We start from the raw sequence: 16,555 nt of genomic DNA, 5'->3' as shown, positions 1-16,555 counted from the left end.
GATGGAATTGAAGGTCACCACCCTCGAAGGTAAGGAAGCCGGCTCGGTCCAGCTCTCCGATACCATTTTCGGTCTCGAGCCGCGCCAGGACATCATTGCGCGTTGCGTGCAGTGGCAGCTCAACAAGCGCCAGGCCGGCACGCACAAGGCCAAGGGCCGCGCCGAGATCTGGCGCACCGGCAAGAAGATGTACAAGCAGAAGGGCACCGGCGGTGCTCGTCACGGCTCGGCCCGCGTGCCGCAGTTCCGCGGCGGCGGCCGGGCCTTCGGTCCGGTGGTGCGTTCGCACGCCACCGACCTGCCGAAGAAGGTCCGCGCGCTGGCTCTCAAGCATGCGCTCTCGGCCAAGGCCAAGGACGGCGATCTCGTCGTGATCGACAAGGCCGCGCTGGAAGCCGCCAAGACCAAGGCGCTGCTCGGCCACTTCTCGGGTCTGGGGCTCACCAACGCCCTGATCATCGACGGCGCCGAGCTCAACAACGGCTTTGCGGCTGCCGCCCGCAACATTCCGAACATGGACGTGCTGCCGATCCAGGGCATCAACGTCTATGACATCCTGCGCCGTCAGAAGCTCGTTCTGACCAAGGCCGCCATCGATGCGCTGGAGGCGCGCTTCAAATGACGAAGAACATCGAGCCTCGCCACTACGACGTGATCCTGTCGCCGGTCGTGACCGAAAAGGCGACGATCGCCTCGGAGCACAACAAGGTGCTGTTCAAGGTGGCCGCGAAGGCGACCAAGCCGCAGATCAAGGAAGCGATCGAGAAGCTGTTCGACGTCAAGGTCAAGAGCGTCAACACGCTGGTCCGCAAGGGCAAGACCAAGATCTTCCGCGGCAATCTCGGCTCGCAGTCGAACACCAAGCGCGCGATCGTGACCCTCGAAGAGGGCCACCGGATCGACGTCACCACCGGTCTGTAAGGTCGTACGACGATGGCACTGAAGACATTCAATCCCACGACGCCGGGCCAGCGCCAGCTGGTCATGGTCGATCGTTCGGCGCTCTACAAGGGCAAGCCGGTCAAGGCGCTCACCGAAGGCAAGCACTCCTCGGGCGGCCGCAACAACACCGGTCGCATCACCGTGCGCTTCCGCGGCGGTGGTCACAAGCGGACGCTGCGCGTCGTCGACTTCAAGCGTGACAGGCTCGATGCGCCCGCGACGGTCGAGCGGCTGGAATACGATCCGAACCGCACCGCGTTCATCGCGCTCGTCAAGTACGAGGACGGCACCCAGGCCTATATCCTGGCGCCGCAGCGCCTGGCCGTCGGCGATTCCGTCGTTGCCGGCAACTATGTCGACGTGAAGCCGGGCAACGTCATGCCGCTCGGCAACATGCCGGTCGGCACGATCATCCACAACATCGAGGTCAAGATCGGGAAGGGCGGCCAGCTGGCCCGTTCCGCGGGCACCTATGCCCAGCTCGTCGGTCGCGACCATGACTACGTGATCATCCGCCTGAATTCGGGCGAGCAGCGCCTGGTGCACGGCCGGTGCCGCGGCACGATCGGCGCGGTGTCGAACCCGGATCACATGAACACGTCGATCGGCAAGGCCGGCCGCAACCGTTGGCTGGGCCGCAAGCCGCACAACCGCGGCGTTTCGATGAACCCGATCGACCATCCGCACGGCGGTGGTGAAGGTCGTACCTCGGGCGGTCGCCACCCGGTCACTCCGTGGGGCAAGCCGACCAAGGGCAAGAAGACCCGCAGCAACAAGTCGACCAACAAATTCATTCTCCTAAGCCGCCACAAGCGGAAGAAGTAAGGAACGCCGGACATGGTTCGTTCAGTCTGGAAAGGCCCGTTCGTCGAGGGTTCTCTGCTCAAGAAGGCAGATGCCGCGCGCGCGTCCGGCCGTCACGACGTCATCAAGATCTGGAGCCGTCGCTCGACGATCCTGCCGCAGTTCGTCGGCCTGACCTTCGGCGTCTACAACGGTCAGAAGCACGTGCCCGTGGCCGTCAACGAGGAAATGGTCGGTCACAAGTTCGGCGAGTTCTCGCCGACCCGGACCTTCCATGGCCACTCCGGGGACAAGAAAGCCAAGAAGGCTTGAGGATTAAACGATGAGCAAACCTAAGCGCGAACGGAGCCTCGCCGAGAACGAGGCCAAGGCGGTCGCCCGGATGCTGCGGGTGAGCCCGCAGAAGCTCAACCTGGTCGCCCAGCTCATTCGCGGCCGGAAGGCGGCTGCTGCGCTCGCCGACCTGCAGTTTTCGCGCAAGCGGATCGCGGTTGACGTGAAGAAGTGCCTGGAATCGGCTATTGCCAACGCCGAGAACAACCACGACCTCGACGTCGACGATCTCGTCGTGGCGCAGGCCTTCGTCGGCAACGGCCTCGTGATGAAGCGCTTTGCCCCCCGCGGCCGTGGCCGCTCGGGCCGTGTCTACAAACCATTTTCACAGCTGACGATCATCGTTCGTCAGGTCGAAGCCGAAGCAGCGGCTTAAGGGACGCAGGAGAAAACGATGGGTCAAAAGATCAATCCGATCGGCCTGCGTCTGGGCATCAACCGGACCTGGGATTCGCGCTGGTTCGCCGGCAAGCAGGAGTACGGCAAGCTGCTGCACGAGGATGTCAAGATCCGCGAGATCCTGCACAAGGAGCTCAAGCAGGCGGCCGTCGCCCGCATCGTGATCGAGCGTCCGCACAAGAAGTGCCGCGTCACCATCCACTCGGCTCGTCCGGGCGTGGTGATCGGCAAGAAGGGTGCCGACATCGACAAGCTTCGCAAGAAGGTCGCGGACATCACCTCGTCCGACGTCGTCATCAACATCGTCGAAATCCGCAAGCCGGAGCTCGATGCGACGCTGGTGGCCGAATCGATCGCGCAGCAGCTGGAGCGCCGCGTGGCGTTCCGCCGCGCCATGAAGCGCGCCGTTCAGTCGGCGATGCGTCTCGGCGCGGAAGGCATCCGAATCAACTGCTCGGGACGTCTGGGCGGTGCGGAAATCGCGCGTATGGAATGGTACCGCGAAGGTCGCGTGCCGCTGCACACGCTGCGTGCCGACATCGACTACGGCGTTGCGACCGCGTTCACGACCTTCGGCACCTGCGGCGTCAAGGTCTGGATCTTCAAGGGCGAGATCCTCGAGCACGATCCGATGGCCCAGGACAAGAGAATGGCCGAAGGCGAGACCAGCGGCGGTGGTGATCGCGGTGGCCGTGGGCGCCGTGACAACGCTGCGGCCTGACGCCAGCACAGAGAATTTGAGGGCTTGAAGCCATGATGCAACCTAAGAAAACGAAGTTCCGGAAGGCGCATAAGGGCCGTATCCACGGCGTTGCGTCTTCGGGTGCGACGTTGGCCTTCGGCCAGTTCGGCCTGAAGGCGACCGAGCCTGAACGCGTCACCGCGCGCCAGATCGAAGCCGCTCGCCGCGCGCTGACCCGCCACATGAAGCGTGCGGGCCGCGTCTGGATCCGCGTGTTCCCGGACGTTCCGGTGTCGAAGAAGCCGGCCGAAGTCCGCATGGGCTCCGGCAAGGGTTCGCCGGAACTGTGGGTCGCGCGCGTCAAGCCGGGCCGGGTGCTGTTCGAGATCGACGGCGTCAACACCCAGACGGCGCGTGAGGCGCTGACCCTGGCGGCCGCCAAGCTGCCGATCAAGACGCGCTTCGTCGAGCGCATTGCGGAGTAATGGCCATGGCACAGATGAAGATCGAAGACATCCGCGCGATGAGCCCCGACCAGCAGGATGACGCCATCCTGAACCTGAAGAAGGAGCGCTTCAACCTGCGCTTCCAGCGTGCCACGGGGCAGCTCGAGAACACCTCGCGCCTGCGCGAGGCTCGTCGTGACATCGCCCGGATCAAGACCGTCGCCGCGCAAAAGCGCGCGAAGAAGAAGTAAGAGGCTTACGAAGATGCCGAAACGTACTTTGCAGGGCGTGGTCGTCAGCGACAAGCAAGCCAAGACCATCGTGGTGCGCGTTGATCGCCGCTTCACGCACCCGATCTACAAGAAGACGATCCGTCGTTCGAAGAACTACCACGCGCACGACGAGAGCAACGAATTCAAGCCGGGCGACATGGTGTGGATCGAGGAATCGAAGCCGATTTCGAAGTTGAAGCGCTGGGTCGTGATCCGGGGCGAACACAAGAAAAGCGCCTGATCTGTTGGCTTTAGCCGACTGACTTCAGGGAAATGTTGAGCGCCGGCTGGGCTGGCGCAAAGAGAAGAGGACGAGGTGCATCAATGATTCAGATGCAGACCAACCTCGACGTGGCCGATAATTCTGGCGCACGCCGTGTCATGTGTATCAAGGTGCTCGGGGGCTCCAAGCGCCGCTACGCCACGATCGGCGACATCATCGTCGTCTCGATCAAGGAAGCGATTCCGCGTGGCAAGGTGAAGAAGGGCGACGTGATGAAGGCCGTCGTGGTGCGCGTCCGCAAGGACATCCGCCGCGCCGACGGTTCGGTCATCCGCTTCGACCGCAACGCCGCCGTTCTGATCAACAACCAGTCCGAGCCGGTCGGCACCCGTATCTTCGGGCCCGTGCCGCGCGAGCTGCGCGCCAAGAATCACATGAAGATCATCTCGCTCGCGCCGGAGGTGCTGTGATGGCTGCGAAGATCCGCAAGGGCGACAAGGTCGTCGTGCTGACCGGTCGCGACAAGGGCCGCACCGGCGAGGTGTTCGAGGTGCGTCCCGACGCCGGCACGGCCCTGGTGCGCGGAATCAACATGGTCAAGCGTCACCAGAAGCAGACGCAGGCCCAGGAGGGCGGCATCATCTCGAAGGAGTCGCCGATCCAACTGTCTAACATCGCGTATGTCGGCAAGGATGGAAAGCCGACCCGCGTCGGATTCAAGATTCTGGCGGACGGCAAGAAGGTCCGCATCGCCAAGAGCTCGGGAGCTGAGATCGATGGCTGAGGCCGCTTACACGCCGCGCCTGCGCGCGGAATACGACGCGAAGATCCGCACCTCCATGACCGAGAAGTTCGGTTATGAGAACGTGATGCAGGTTCCGCGCCTGGACAAGATCGTGCTGAACATGGGCGTTGGCGATTCCGTCAACGACCGCAAGAAGGCCGAGACGGCAGCCGCCGAGCTGACCCAGATCGCCGGCCAGAAGGCGATCGTGACCTACTCGCGTATCGCGATCGCGACCTTCAAGCTGCGTGAGAACCAGCCGATCGGCTGCAAGGTCACGCTGCGCAAGGCCCGCATGTACGAGTTCATCGATCGCCTGGTGACGGTCGCGCTGCCGCGCGTCCGCGACTTCCGCGGCCTGAACCCGAAGAGCTTCGACGGCCGCGGCAACTACTCGCTCGGCATCAAGGAGCACATCATTTTCCCCGAGATCGACTTCGACAAGGTCACGGAAGCCCGCGGTATGGACATCACCGTCTGCACCACGGCCAAGACCGACGAAGAGGCGAGGGCCTTGTTGACCGCTTTCAATTTCCCGTTCCGGCAGTGAGACGCTGACCTAAAGCCTCTCAAACGCGGATACCCAGGAGCCAAGCATGGCAAAGAAGAGTTCAATCGAGAAGAACAACCGGCGTAAGCGGATGACGAAGAACGCCGCCCCGAAGCGCGCGCGGTTGAAGGCGATCATCGCCGACAAGACGCTGCCGATGGAGGAGCGGTTCGCCGCGACCCTGAAGCTGGCGGAAATGCCGCGCAACTCGTCGGCGACCCGCATCCGTCTGCGTTGCGAGCTGTCGGGCCGTCCGCGCTCGATCTACCGCAAGAACAAGCTGTCCCGTATCGCGCTGCGCGAGCTTGGCTCCAAGGGCATGGTCCCGGGCCTCGTGAAGTCCAGCTGGTAAGGAGGGTCGTTTAGATGTCTACGCACGATCCAATCAGCGATCTGATCACCCGTATCCGCAACGCGCAGATGCGCTCCAAGAACAAGGTCTCCACGCCTGGCTCGAAGATGCGCGAGAACGTCCTCGAAGTGCTGAAGAGCGAGGGCTACATCCGCGGTTACGCCACGCTCGAGCATTCCTCGGGCCGCAGCGAGATCGAGATCGAGCTGAAGTATTTCGACGGCGAGCCCGTCATCCGCGAGATCGAGCGGGTCTCCAAGCCTGGGCGTCGCGTTTACGCCTCGGTGAAGAACCTGCCGCGGGTCAACAACGGACTCGGCATTTCGGTGTTGTCGACGCCGAAGGGAATCATGGCCGACCACAGTGCGCGTGAAGCGAACGTGGGCGGTGAAGTTCTCTTCACGGTGTTCTGAGAAGGATTTTTGATCCATGTCACGTGTTGGCAAAAGGCCTGTTGCGGTGCCGTCGGGTGTGACCGCGACCGTCGATGGGCAGACCGTCAAGATGAAGGGGCCGAAGGGCCAGCTTCAGTTCGTCGTCCATGACGACGTCGAGGTGAAGCTCGAGAACGGCCAGGTGAAGGTGAACCCGCGGGTCGAGACCAATCGCGCGCGGGCGCTGTACGGCACGGCTCGCGCCCAGGTCGCGAATCTGGTCGAAGGCGTCACCAAGGGCTTCGAAAAGAAGCTCGAAATCACCGGCGTCGGTTACCGCGCCGCGATGCAGGGCAAGAACCTGCAGCTCGCGCTCGGCTACAGCCACGATGTGGTCTACGCGATCCCGGAAGGGATCACGATCACCGTGCCGAAGCCGACCGAGATCACGGTGACCGGCAGCGACATCCAGCGCGTCGGCCAGGTCGCCGCCGAGATTCGCTCCTATCGTCCGCCGGAGCCCTACAAGGGCAAGGGCGTGAAGTATGTTGGCGAATTCATCTTCCGCAAGGAAGGCAAGAAGAAGTAACGGAGCCGGTCATGACGAAAGCCAAGGTTACGAATGCCCGGCGCAAGCGGAGTGTGCGGCTCAAGTTGCGCCGCTCCGGTGGCGGCCGTCCGCGTCTGTCGGTGTTCCGCTCGTCCAAGCACATCTACGCCCAGGTCATCGACGATCTGAAGGGCGAGACGCTGGCCTCCGCCTCGTCGCTCGAGAAGTCGATGCGCGACGGCGGCAAGACCGGCGCCGACATCGATGCGGCGAAGGCGGTCGGCAAGCTGCTGGCCGAGCGCGCCGCCGAGAAGGGCGTCAAGGAAGTCGTGTTCGATCGCGGCAGCTATCTCTATCACGGGCGCGTCAAGGCTCTTGCCGACGCGGCGCGTGAGAGCGGGCTGAGCTTCTAACAGAATTTGAGGATTGAGGCGTAAGCCTCTGAAGGATTGGAAAAATGGCAGAACGCGAACAACGTGGTGGACGCGATCAACGCGGCGGACGTGACCGTCAGCAGCGCGAGGAGCGCGACAGCGAGTTCGTCGACAAGCTCGTTCACATCAACCGCGTGGCCAAGGTCGTCAAGGGCGGCAAGCGCTTCGGTTTCGCAGCGCTGGTCGTGATCGGCGACCAGAAGGGCCGCGCCGGTTTCGGTCACGGCAAGGCGCGCGAAGTGCCCGAGGCGATCCGCAAGGCAACCGAGTCCGCCAAGCGCAACCTGACGCGCGTGTCGCTGCGCGAGGGCCGTACGCTGCATCACGACATCGCCGGCCGTCATGGCGCGGGTCGTGTCTACCTGCGTGCAGCTCCCGCGGGTACCGGCATCATCGCCGGCGGTCCGATGCGCGCCGTGTTCGAGACGCTCGGCGTCCAGGACGTGGTGGCGAAGTCGATCGGCTCGTCGAACCCCTACAACATGGTGCGCGCGACCTTCGATGCGCTGAAGCACCAGGATTCGCCGCGTTCGGTCGCAGCCCGCCGCAACATCAAGGTCTCCACCCTTCAGGCCCGTCGCATCGGCGGCGATGCCGAAGTGGCTGCTGACTAACGGAAGCTTTTCGGAGTAGACCACGATGGCCAAGGCCGCAAAGACGATCAAGCTCGAGCAGACCGGCAGCGCGATTCGCCGCCATCACTCGCAGCGTTCGACGCTGATCGGGCTCAAGCTCAACAAGATCGGCCGCACCAGTGAACTGCCGGATACCCCGGCGGTCCGCGGCATGATCGAGAAGGTTCACCATCTCGTCCGCATCGTCGACGAGAAGTAAGCAAGGGCGCGCGATCCCGAAGTCCGGCACCGGCTTTCGGCGAAGATCATGCGCAAGAAACAAGGAGAAGGGCGATGAAGCTCAGCGATATCGCCGACAACGCCGGCTCGCGCAAGAAGCGTATGCGCGTCGGCCGCGGCATCGGTTCCGGCAAGGGCAAGCAATCCGGCCGCGGTGGCAAGGGCCAGACCGCGCGTTCGGGCGTGCGCATCAAGGGTTTCGAAGGCGGCCAGATGCCGTTGCATCGCCGTCTGCCCAAGCGCGGCTTCAACAACATCTTCCGCATCGAGTTCGCCGAGATCAATCTCGACCGGCTCCAGGAAGCGGTCGATGCCAAGAAGATCGATGCCGGCAGCGTCGTGAATGTCGAGGCCCTGGTGAAGGGCGGCGTGCTGCGTCGCCCCAAGGGCGGGCTGCGGCTGCTCGGCCGCGGCGAGCTCAAGTCCAAGCTCAACATTGAAGTGCACGGCGCCACCAAGACCGCGATTGCCGCGGTCGAGAAGGCCGGCGGTTCGGTGAAGATTCTCGCCCCTGCCAAGGAAGAAGGCGAGGCGGCGTAACAACTGCGTCATTGGCCCGCGGCTCGCGGGCCTTTACGCATGTGGGACGTGGACTTATCGAAGCCGAGCCCCAGATAATGTCCGGCGTCCGCTATATAGTAGCCCGGCCGCGGGCATGACGGCGCAACAGGCGGCGGGAGAAAGTCCAAGATGGTCTCTGCAGCGGAACAACTGGCAGCCAATCTCAATTTCGGCGCGTTTGCCAAGGCCGACGAGCTGAAGAAGCGCATCTGGTTCACCCTGGGTGCGCTGCTCGTTTATCGGCTCGGGACCTACATCCCGCTGCCCGGCATCGATCCCAACATCTGGGAGCAGGTGTTCCGCTCCCAGGCGGGCGGCATCCTCGGCATGTTCAACATGTTCGCCGGCGGCGGCATCCACCGCATGGCGATCTTCGCGCTGAACATCATGCCGTACATCTCGGCCTCGATCATCATCCAGCTCCTCACCACCGTCTCGCCGCAGCTCGAGGCGCTGAAGAAGGAAGGCGAGGCCGGCCGCAAGCTGCTGAACCAGTACACCCGCTATCTCACGGTCATCCTGGCCGCGTTCCAGTCCTACGGCATCGCCGTGGGCCTCGAGGGCGCCGGCAACGTCGTCAGCGACCCCGGCATGTTCTTCCGCCTGTCCACGGCGATCACGCTGACCGGCGGCACCATGTTCCTGATGTGGCTGGGCGAGCAGATCACCTCGCGCGGCATCGGCAACGGCATCTCGCTGATCATTCTCTCCGGCATCGTCGCCGAGCTGCCGGCGGCGCTCGCCAACATGCTCGAGCTCGGCCGTCAGGGGGCGATGTCGACCGGCCTGATCCTGGTCGTCATCATCATGGCGGTCGCCGTGATCGCCTTCATCGTGTTCATGGAGCGCGCCCAGCGCCGGCTCTTGATCCAGTATCCCAAGCGCCAGGTCGGCAACAAGATGTTCGAAGGCCAGTCCTCGCATCTGCCGCTCAAGCTCAACACCTCGGGCGTGATCCCGCCGATCTTCGCGTCCTCGCTGCTGCTGCTGCCGACCACGGTTGCGAATTTCAACGCGGGCAAGGGACCGGAATGGTTCCAGTGGATCACGACCCAGCTCGGCCACGGCCGGCCGCTGTTCCTGATCATGTATCTCGCGCTGATCGTCTTCTTCGCGTTCTTCTACACCGCGATCGTGTTCAACCCGACCGAGACCGCGGACAATCTGAAGAAGCACGGCGGCTTCATTCCGGGCATCCGCCCCGGTGAGCGCACGGCGGAATATATCGACTACGTGTTGTCGCGCATCACCGTGCTCGGAGCGGTCTATCTGGCGATCGTCTGCTTGATCCCGGAGATCCTGATCTCCTACGCCTCGGTGCCGTTCTACTTCGGCGGCACATCGCTGCTGATCGTCGTCAGCGTCACCATGGACACGGTGGCGCAGGTGCAAGGCTATCTGCTGGCCCATCAGTATGAGGGCCTGATCCGTAAGTCGAAGCTGCGCGGCCGCCGTAGATGAGCAGGGAGCTCGCGCGCCGGATCGCTTTCACGATTGGCGCGCTGCTCCTTTTCAGGCTGGGCACCCGGATCCCGTTCGCAGGGATGGGTGCTTCGAGCCTGTCGTTCTCCGCCGAGCATGTGGGCCGCTTTTCGATCTTTGCACTCGGTATCTTTCCTTATCTGAGTGCTGCGATCGTCATTCGGCTTCCTTCGCTGGTATGGCAGGGCCTGAGCTCGCTCGAGAGGTCGGGCGAGCGCGGCCGGCGCAGGATCTCCGGCTACACGCTGATCCTGACTTTCGCGTTTGGGGCCTTCCAGGCCTACGGCTACGCCTCGGCCGTCCGGACAATTCCGGCACTGGTTCCCAATCCGGACGAATGGTCCGTGCTCGCGGCCACGGCCTCGGTCGTCGGTGGTGTGTTCGTCCTGATCTGGCTCAGTGAACAGATCACCCGCCACGGCATCGGCAATGGTCTGGCGCTGCTGCTCAGCGTCAATTTTCTGGTTCATATCCCGGGCGACGTTGCCGGCATCGCAGGCCTGCTGCAGAGCGGTGAAATCTCCGGCGATCTCGTGCTGGTCCACGCCGGCTTTCTGGTGCCGGCCACCGTGGCGCCGTGGATCTGGTTTCTGCCGCTGGCTGGCCTGACCTACATCTTTGGTGCCGATACGCCATGGGTCGCCGCCGCCTACCGGCAACTTGAGCTTGGCACGCTGGCGCACGTGGTCCTCGGATCGGTTGCGGTCTTCGTGCTTGCGTTCGTCTACACCGCCTATGTGGTCGATCCCGAGCACACGGCCCAATCCTTGGCTGCACGCGACGGCAGCATCACCGGTGTCGCACCCGGCGAGGCGACGGCCGGCTATCTCGATCGCGTCGTATCATTGACGACGGTCGTCGGAGCCGTCTACCTGACGGCATTGCAGTTGATTCCGGAGGTCTTCGAGCTTTACCGGATCGGGCTGCCTTATAGTATGATCATCGATGGTGGTGCGGCGCTGGTTGTGGTTTGCACCGCTCTTGATATCAAAACACAGGTGCGCGACGTATCGCTCACCAATCCGGGGGGCGTACGCCGATGAGAATTATACTTCTGGGACCGCCGGGATCGGGCAAGGGGACCCAGGCGCAGCGGCTGGTACAGCGCTACAGCATCGTCCAGCTTTCGACCGGTGAGATGTTGCGCGCGGCCGTGGCGGCGGGAACGCCGGTCGGGCTCAAGGCCAAGGAAATCATGGCCAGCGGCGGCCTCGTTCCCGACGAGGTCGTGGTCGGAATCATCTCCGATCGCATCGACCAGCCGGACGCGAAGAACGGTTTCATCCTCGACGGTTTCCCGCGCACCGTGCCGCAGGCCGAGGCGCTGGACGAGTTGCTCAAGCACAAGCACCTCAAGCTCGACGCGGTGATCGAGCTCCGCGTCAACGAGAGCGCGCTGCTGAACCGTGTCGAGACCCGCGTTGCCCAGATGCGGGAGCGCGGCGAGGAGGTCCGGATCGACGATACCCCGGAGGTCCTGACCAGGCGTTTAGCCAGCTACCGCAACCAGACGGAACCCCTGATTCACTACTATTCCGAGCGGCGGAAGCTCTCGACCATCGACGGCATGATGGCCATCGACGAGGTGACCCGCGCCATCCACCGCCTGCTCCTGGCGCTCGGGGCGGTCGAGCCCAAGACGCATGCCCGCAGCGCGGCCAAGACGGGCCCCGCCAAGACGACGGCCAAGAAGGCCAAAGCGGCCAAAAAGCCGGTGAAAACAGCCAAAAAGGCTGCGAAATCCGCCAAAAAGGCCACCAAGAAGGCCGTGAAGGGTGCCAAGAAGGCGGCCAGGAAGACCGTCAAGAAGGCGACAAAGAAGGCGGCCAAAAAGACGGTCAAGAAGGCCGTCAAAAAGGGTGCCAAAAAGGCCGCAAAAAAGGTCACGAAAAGGCGAGCCAAGCGCTAGCGGCGGTTGACGAAAGCCCCCTGAATCCCCTAATAAGCCCCGCATCCAAGTCGGATAGTTTCAAACGATGCCGGGCCCCAGGAAGACCAGGGGTGGGCGTCGTGTTCGCGTTTGTGAACACCTGCCCGAGAAACCAAGCACTTAAAGACCGGTTCCTGACGAGGGATCGGCAACAGGAGAGAAGGCCGTGGCCCGTATTGCCGGCGTGAACATTCCGACCAACAAGCGCGTTCTCATCGCGCTCCAGTACATCCATGGCATCGGCCAGAAGATCGCCGGTGAGATCATGGAGAAGGTGAAGATCCCCGCGGATCGTCGCGTCAATCAGCTCAGCGATGCTGAGGTGCTCCAGATCCGCGAAGTGATCGACCGCGACTATCTCGTCGAGGGCGACCTGCGTCGTGAGGTCGGCATCAACATCAAGCGTCTGATGGACCTCGGCTGCTATCGCGGCCTGCGCCATCGTCGCGGCCTGCCGGTGCGCGGTCAGCGGACCCACACCAATGCGCGCACGCGCAAGGGCCCGGCCAAGGCCATCGCCGGCAAGAAGAAGTAAGTTTTCGAATCCAATCACGGCGTGTGGCGAAAGGGGATGACCCGTTCGCCACACGCCTTTCGTTCCACAGGTGTAGCCGCTGGCATTACGGCGGCGTTTGAGATCTCCAGGAAAGGTACTCCATGGGCAAGGAAGCCACCCGCGTTCGTCGTCGTGAGCGCAAGAACATCGCCTCCGGCGTCGCGCACGTGAACTCGTCGTTCAACAACACGACCATCACCATCACCGACGCGCAGGGCAACACGATTGCCTGGTCTTCCGCCGGCACGATGGGCTTCAAGGGCTCGCGCAAGTCGACCCCGTACGCCGCGCAGGTTGCCGCCGAGGACGTGTCCAAGAAGGCGCAGGAGCACGGCATGCGCACGCTGGAAGTCGAAGTCGCCGGTCCCGGTTCGGGCCGCGAATCGGCGCTCCGCGCGCTCCAGGCCGCGGGCTTCACCGTCACCTCGATCCGCGACGTGACCACGATCCCGCACAACGGTTGCCGTCCCCGCAAGCGTCGGCGCGTTTGATACGAGGTCGCGGGCGCCATCGTCGCCTGCGATGACTTTTTTTAAGAAGCTGCGGGTGCGACCCGCGGCCTTTCTCCAACGCCAGAATCTGCAATCGCAGTTCGACTGGCCCGTATGGGTGAAACAGTGACGATCCAGAAAAATTGGCAAGAACTGATTCGGCCGAACAAGCTCCAGGTGACCCCCGGAAGCGATTCGAACCGCTTTGCGACCATCGTCGCCGAGCCGCTCGAGCGCGGCTTCGGCCAGACGCTCGGCAACGCGCTGCGCCGCATCCTGCTCTCCTCGCTCCAGGGAGCGGCGGTGCAGTCGGTGCACATCGACGGCGTGCTGCACGAGTTCTCCTCGATCGCGGGCGTCCGTGAGGACGTCACCGACATCGTGCTGAACATCAAGGACATCTCGATCAAGATGCAGGGCGAAGGCCCCAAGCGCATGGTCGTCAAGAAGTCGGGCCCGGGCGTCGTCACCGCCGGCGACATCCAGACCGTCGGCGACGTCGTGGTGCTCAATCCGGACCTGCAGATCTGCACCCTCGACGAGGGCGCCGAGATTCGCATGGAGTTCACGGTCGCCACCGGCAAGGGCTACGTGCCCGCCGAGCGCAACCGTCCCGAGGACGCGCCGATCGGCCTGATCCCGGTCGACAGCCTGTACTCGCCGGTCCGCAAGGTCTCCTACAAGGTCGAGAACACCCGCGAGGGCCAGATCCTCGACTATGACAAGCTGACCATGACGATCGAGACCAACGGCGCGATCTCGCCGGATGACTCGGTGGCCTACGCCGCCCGCATCCTGCAGGATCAGCTCAACGTGTTCGTCAACTTCGAAGAGCCGCGCAAGGAAGTCGCCCAGGAGATCATCCCGGACCTCGCCTTCAACCCGGCCTTCCTCAAGAAGGTGGACGAGCTCGAGCTGTCGGTGCGTTCGGCCAACTGCTTGAAGAACGACAACATCGTCTACATCGGCGACCTCGTGCAGAAGTCGGAAGCCGAAATGCTCCGCACCCCGAACTTCGGCCGCAAGTCGCTGAACGAGATCAAGGAAGTGCTGGCCCAGATGGGTCTGCATCTCGGCATGGAAGTGCCGGGCTGGCCGCCGGAGAACATCGACGAGCTCGCCAAGCGCTTCGAGGATCACTACTGATCCGAGCTACGACAGGCTAAAGCGCGAGTTCATCGCGCTTTAGCGGGCGAACGCAGGCAGCCCACCTGAGCAACAAGTCCGACGAACCGTCGCGACGAAGACAAGTCAAGGAATAGATCAATGCGTCACGGCAAGGTTCATCGGAAGCTCAACCGCACTGCCGAGCATCGCCGCGCGATGTTCGCCAACATGTGCGCCGCGCTGATCAAGCACGAGCAGATCGTCACCACGCTGCCGAAGGCGAAGGAGCTGCGTCCGATCGTCGAGAAGCTCGTCACCCTCGGCAAGAAGGGCGGTCTCGCCATGCGCCGCCAGGCCATCTCCGAGATGCGCGACAAGGATCAGGTCAGGAAGCTGTTCGACGTCCTGGCGACCCGCTACAAGGACCGCCAGGGCGGCTACACCCGCATCATCAAGGCCGGCTTCCGCTACGGCGACAACGCCGCGATGGCCGTGATCGAGTTCGTCGATCGCGACGTCGATGCCAAGGGCCAGGATTCCGGTCCGGTGCAGGAGAAGGAAGCCGAGGCGGCGTAAGCCGACCGGCATTTCAGTTTTCAGAAAGCGGCGCCCCAGGGCGCCGCTTTTTTTATAGCGCGGCGATATCTCATGCCGCGCACGATCGTTTTTTTGAAGGCGATGCGGGCCGGGGGGCTGACATGAGGATTGTGGTTGGGATTGCGCTGGCGATGCTGATGTCGCCGGCCACCTGCGAGACGCTGGTCGAGCGCGGCGCCTATCTCGTCAACAGCGTGATGGTCTGCCACAACTGCCACACCCCGCGCGCGCCGCAGGGCCTCGATCTCTCGCGCGCATTGTCGGGCGGGCAGACCTTCGACGAGCCGGCATTCAAGGTCACCGGTTCCAACATCACGCCGGACAAGGACACCGGCATCGGCAATTGGAGCGACGCCGAGCTGAAGCGGTTTCTCGTCAGCGGCAACAGGCCGAACGGGACCTGGGTCGCGCCGATCATGCCGACTGCGTTCTACACGGTGCTCACCGCCCGCGATCTCGATGCGCTCGCGGCTTACTTGCGCTCCGTGCCTCCCGTGCGACACGAGACGCCGGCCCCGGAATACAAGATCGCGCTGAAGCCGGAGACGCCGATCTATGCCGGCATGCAGGCGAGCGAGCAGGAGCTGTCCGACCAGCTTGCGCATGGCCGTTATCTGCTGACCATCGCCCATTGCCTGGAATGCCACACGCCGGAGGGCCCGTCCGCCGTGCACGATTTCGCCGCAGCGAGCGGCAAGGGCGGTCGGACATTTAGGGGGCCCTGGGGCGAATCCGTCTCCCCCAATATCACCCCGGATCCCGGCGCAGGTCTCGGCGCGTGGAGCGATGACGAAATCAAACGTGCGATTACGCAAGGCATCGCGCGCGACGGCCACAAGCTCAAGCCGCCGATGGCCTATGCTGCCTACGCCAGCATGACGGCGCAGGACCTCGATGCGATCGTCGCCTTTCTCAGGACACTACCGGCGCGCAACTGATCCTCACGCGTCGGTGAGGGCGATTGAAGCTGCTTGTGCAGCGCACGATATCTGCGTCAGCCTCAATGGAGACGACGCATGAACATCGACCTTTCCGGAAAGACCGCCCTCGTGACCGGCTCGACCGCCGGCATCGGCCACGCCATCGCCAAGGGCCTCGCGGGCTCAGGCGCGAGCGTCGTGATCAACGGGCGCGGCCAGGACAAGGTCGATGCGGCCGTCCGCAAGCTGGAAGCGGCCGGGGCTAAGGTGCGCGGCATTGCCGCGGACGTCTCGACGGCAGCGGGCTGCAAGGCGCTTGTGTCCGCGCTGTCCGAGGTGGACATCCTCATCAACAATGCCGGCATCTTCGAGCCGAAGGACTTTTTCGAGATCCCCGACGCGGACTGGAGCCGGTTCTTCGAGGTCAACGTCATGAGCGGCGTGCGGCTGTCGCGCGCGTATCTGCAGGGCATGCTCAAGCGCAACTGGGGCCGCATCGTCTTCATCTCGTCGGAATCCGGTCTCAACATCCCCGTCGAGATGATCCACTACGGCATGAGCAAGACGGCCCAGCTTTCGGTCGCGCGGGGCCTGGCACAGCTCACCCGCGGCACGGGTGTCACCGTCAACTCCGTGCTGCCGGGCCCAACCATGTCGGAGGGTGTCGAGACCTTCGTGAAGGATCTCGCCAAACAAAACGGGCAGTCGGTGGATGAAGCCGCTGCCAATTTCGTCAAGCAGCATCGCCCGAGCTCGCTGATCCAGCGCTTCGCCAGCGTCGACGAGATCGCCAACATGGTGGTCTATGTTGCGTCGAAGGAAGCGTCCGCAACCAACGGTGCGGCACTGCGCGCGGAGGGCGGCATTGTCAATACGATCGCTTAGAAATGTAGGCTTCGCAAGGTGGGTTAG

The 16,555-nt window shown here is 63.5% G+C and carries 28 protein-coding genes; all 28 read left to right on the top strand.

Going from position 1 to position 16,555, the window contains the following annotated elements; genetic code table 11:
* Position 1: 1 nt before the first annotated feature.
* The 28 genes from rplD to OC450_RS26500 all read left to right on the top strand — a co-directional run bounded on the left by rplD (position 2) and on the right by OC450_RS26500 (position 16,528).
* A complete protein-coding gene (rplD, locus tag OC450_RS26635; protein ID WP_074116741.1) occupies positions 2–622 on the top strand; it encodes a 50S ribosomal protein L4 in 621 nt (206 codons plus the stop codon).
* Positions 619–921, top strand: a complete 303-nt coding sequence (locus OC450_RS26630) for a 50S ribosomal protein L23 (protein WP_211386655.1) — start codon at positions 619–621, stop codon at positions 919–921. Before rplD ends, OC450_RS26630 begins: the two co-directional genes overlap by 4 nt.
* 12 nt (positions 922–933) lie before the next feature.
* Positions 934–1,767, top strand: coding sequence for a 50S ribosomal protein L2 (gene rplB / locus OC450_RS26625; RefSeq protein ID WP_211386654.1), 834 nt, complete (start codon positions 934–936; stop codon positions 1,765–1,767).
* Positions 1,768–1,779: 12 nt separating this feature from the next.
* Positions 1,780–2,058: a 30S ribosomal protein S19 gene (gene rpsS, locus OC450_RS26620; protein ID WP_008136357.1), complete on the top strand. Its 279-nt coding sequence runs from the start codon at positions 1,780–1,782 to the stop codon at positions 2,056–2,058.
* Between the two features lie 10 nt (positions 2,059–2,068).
* Positions 2,069–2,455, top strand: coding sequence for a 50S ribosomal protein L22 (gene rplV / locus OC450_RS26615; protein WP_211386653.1), 387 nt, complete (start codon positions 2,069–2,071; stop codon positions 2,453–2,455).
* A gap of 18 nt (positions 2,456–2,473) precedes the next feature.
* Positions 2,474–3,199 carry a 30S ribosomal protein S3 gene (gene rpsC, locus OC450_RS26610; protein WP_129268065.1) on the top strand — a complete coding sequence of 242 codons (726 nt, stop codon included), beginning with the start codon at positions 2,474–2,476 and terminating at the stop codon, positions 3,197–3,199.
* A gap of 32 nt (positions 3,200–3,231) precedes the next feature.
* Positions 3,232–3,645, top strand: a complete 414-nt coding sequence (rplP, locus tag OC450_RS26605; RefSeq protein WP_008136349.1) for a 50S ribosomal protein L16 — start codon at positions 3,232–3,234, stop codon at positions 3,643–3,645.
* Positions 3,646–3,650: 5 nt separating this feature from the next.
* Positions 3,651–3,857, top strand: coding sequence for a 50S ribosomal protein L29 (gene rpmC, locus OC450_RS26600; RefSeq protein ID WP_140982250.1), 207 nt, complete (start codon positions 3,651–3,653; stop codon positions 3,855–3,857).
* 13 nt (positions 3,858–3,870) lie between these two features.
* A complete protein-coding gene (rpsQ, locus tag OC450_RS26595) occupies positions 3,871–4,119 on the top strand; it encodes a 30S ribosomal protein S17 (RefSeq protein ID WP_007603028.1) in 249 nt (82 codons plus the stop codon).
* Positions 4,120–4,202: 83 nt separating this feature from the next.
* Complete coding sequence (gene rplN / locus OC450_RS26590; protein ID WP_007603030.1) at positions 4,203–4,571, top strand: 50S ribosomal protein L14; 369 nt, start codon at positions 4,203–4,205, stop codon at positions 4,569–4,571.
* Positions 4,571–4,885, top strand: a complete 315-nt coding sequence (rplX, locus tag OC450_RS26585) for a 50S ribosomal protein L24 (RefSeq protein WP_007603031.1) — start codon at positions 4,571–4,573, stop codon at positions 4,883–4,885. Before rplN ends, rplX begins: the two co-directional genes overlap by 1 nt.
* Positions 4,878–5,435 (top strand): 50S ribosomal protein L5, encoded by a 558-nt coding sequence (gene rplE / locus OC450_RS26580; protein WP_211386652.1) that lies wholly within the window; start codon positions 4,878–4,880, stop codon positions 5,433–5,435. Before rplX ends, rplE begins: the two co-directional genes overlap by 8 nt.
* 46 nt (positions 5,436–5,481) lie before the next feature.
* Positions 5,482–5,787: a 30S ribosomal protein S14 gene (rpsN, locus tag OC450_RS26575; protein ID WP_211386651.1), complete on the top strand. Its 306-nt coding sequence runs from the start codon at positions 5,482–5,484 to the stop codon at positions 5,785–5,787.
* Between the two features lie 14 nt (positions 5,788–5,801).
* A complete protein-coding gene (gene rpsH, locus OC450_RS26570) occupies positions 5,802–6,200 on the top strand; it encodes a 30S ribosomal protein S8 (RefSeq protein ID WP_007603034.1) in 399 nt (132 codons plus the stop codon).
* A gap of 16 nt (positions 6,201–6,216) precedes the next feature.
* On the top strand, positions 6,217–6,750 hold the full coding sequence (rplF, locus tag OC450_RS26565; RefSeq protein WP_027549201.1) for a 50S ribosomal protein L6: 534 nt from the start codon (positions 6,217–6,219) through the stop codon (positions 6,748–6,750).
* An 11-nt stretch (positions 6,751–6,761) separates the two neighbouring features.
* Complete coding sequence (gene rplR / locus OC450_RS26560) at positions 6,762–7,124, top strand: 50S ribosomal protein L18 (RefSeq protein WP_211386650.1); 363 nt, start codon at positions 6,762–6,764, stop codon at positions 7,122–7,124.
* A gap of 44 nt (positions 7,125–7,168) precedes the next feature.
* Positions 7,169–7,759, top strand: coding sequence for a 30S ribosomal protein S5 (gene rpsE / locus OC450_RS26555; protein WP_211386649.1), 591 nt, complete (start codon positions 7,169–7,171; stop codon positions 7,757–7,759).
* Between the two features lie 25 nt (positions 7,760–7,784).
* Positions 7,785–7,979 (top strand): 50S ribosomal protein L30, encoded by a 195-nt coding sequence (rpmD, locus tag OC450_RS26550; protein WP_011088137.1) that lies wholly within the window; start codon positions 7,785–7,787, stop codon positions 7,977–7,979.
* Positions 7,980–8,053: 74 nt separating this feature from the next.
* The gene (gene rplO / locus OC450_RS26545; RefSeq protein ID WP_211386648.1) at positions 8,054–8,539 is read left to right on the top strand and encodes a 50S ribosomal protein L15; all 486 of its coding nucleotides are present in this window, start codon (positions 8,054–8,056) and stop codon (positions 8,537–8,539) included.
* A 150-nt stretch (positions 8,540–8,689) separates the two neighbouring features.
* Positions 8,690–10,021, top strand: coding sequence for a preprotein translocase subunit SecY (secY, locus tag OC450_RS26540; RefSeq protein ID WP_211386647.1), 1,332 nt, complete (start codon positions 8,690–8,692; stop codon positions 10,019–10,021).
* A complete protein-coding gene (locus tag OC450_RS26535; RefSeq protein ID WP_262048954.1) occupies positions 10,018–11,085 on the top strand; it encodes a preprotein translocase subunit SecY in 1,068 nt (355 codons plus the stop codon). The genes secY and OC450_RS26535 overlap by 4 nt, the downstream gene beginning before the upstream one ends.
* Positions 11,082–11,951 carry an adenylate kinase gene (locus tag OC450_RS26530; protein ID WP_211386645.1) on the top strand — a complete coding sequence of 290 codons (870 nt, stop codon included), beginning with the start codon at positions 11,082–11,084 and terminating at the stop codon, positions 11,949–11,951. The genes OC450_RS26535 and OC450_RS26530 overlap by 4 nt, the downstream gene beginning before the upstream one ends.
* 187 nt (positions 11,952–12,138) lie before the next feature.
* Positions 12,139–12,507, top strand: coding sequence for a 30S ribosomal protein S13 (gene rpsM, locus OC450_RS26525; RefSeq protein ID WP_211386644.1), 369 nt, complete (start codon positions 12,139–12,141; stop codon positions 12,505–12,507).
* Positions 12,508–12,629: 122 nt separating this feature from the next.
* The gene (gene rpsK, locus OC450_RS26520; protein ID WP_007603045.1) at positions 12,630–13,019 is read left to right on the top strand and encodes a 30S ribosomal protein S11; all 390 of its coding nucleotides are present in this window, start codon (positions 12,630–12,632) and stop codon (positions 13,017–13,019) included.
* 114 nt (positions 13,020–13,133) lie between these two features.
* Positions 13,134–14,165 (top strand): DNA-directed RNA polymerase subunit alpha, encoded by a 1,032-nt coding sequence (locus OC450_RS26515; RefSeq protein WP_063195091.1) that lies wholly within the window; start codon positions 13,134–13,136, stop codon positions 14,163–14,165.
* 120 nt (positions 14,166–14,285) lie between these two features.
* Complete coding sequence (gene rplQ / locus OC450_RS26510) at positions 14,286–14,702, top strand: 50S ribosomal protein L17 (protein ID WP_211386643.1); 417 nt, start codon at positions 14,286–14,288, stop codon at positions 14,700–14,702.
* A 122-nt stretch (positions 14,703–14,824) separates the two neighbouring features.
* On the top strand, positions 14,825–15,661 hold the full coding sequence (locus OC450_RS26505; RefSeq protein WP_262048953.1) for a c-type cytochrome: 837 nt from the start codon (positions 14,825–14,827) through the stop codon (positions 15,659–15,661).
* A gap of 78 nt (positions 15,662–15,739) precedes the next feature.
* Positions 15,740–16,528 (top strand): SDR family NAD(P)-dependent oxidoreductase, encoded by a 789-nt coding sequence (locus OC450_RS26500; RefSeq protein WP_262048952.1) that lies wholly within the window; start codon positions 15,740–15,742, stop codon positions 16,526–16,528.
* Positions 16,529–16,555 lie beyond the last annotated feature (27 nt).

The sequence above is a fragment of the Bradyrhizobium sp. Bra78 genome (assembly GCF_024519855.1).
Taxonomy (GTDB): domain Bacteria; phylum Pseudomonadota; class Alphaproteobacteria; order Rhizobiales; family Xanthobacteraceae; genus Bradyrhizobium; species Bradyrhizobium japonicum_G.
This window is presented reverse-complemented; position numbering and strand designations above follow the sequence as displayed.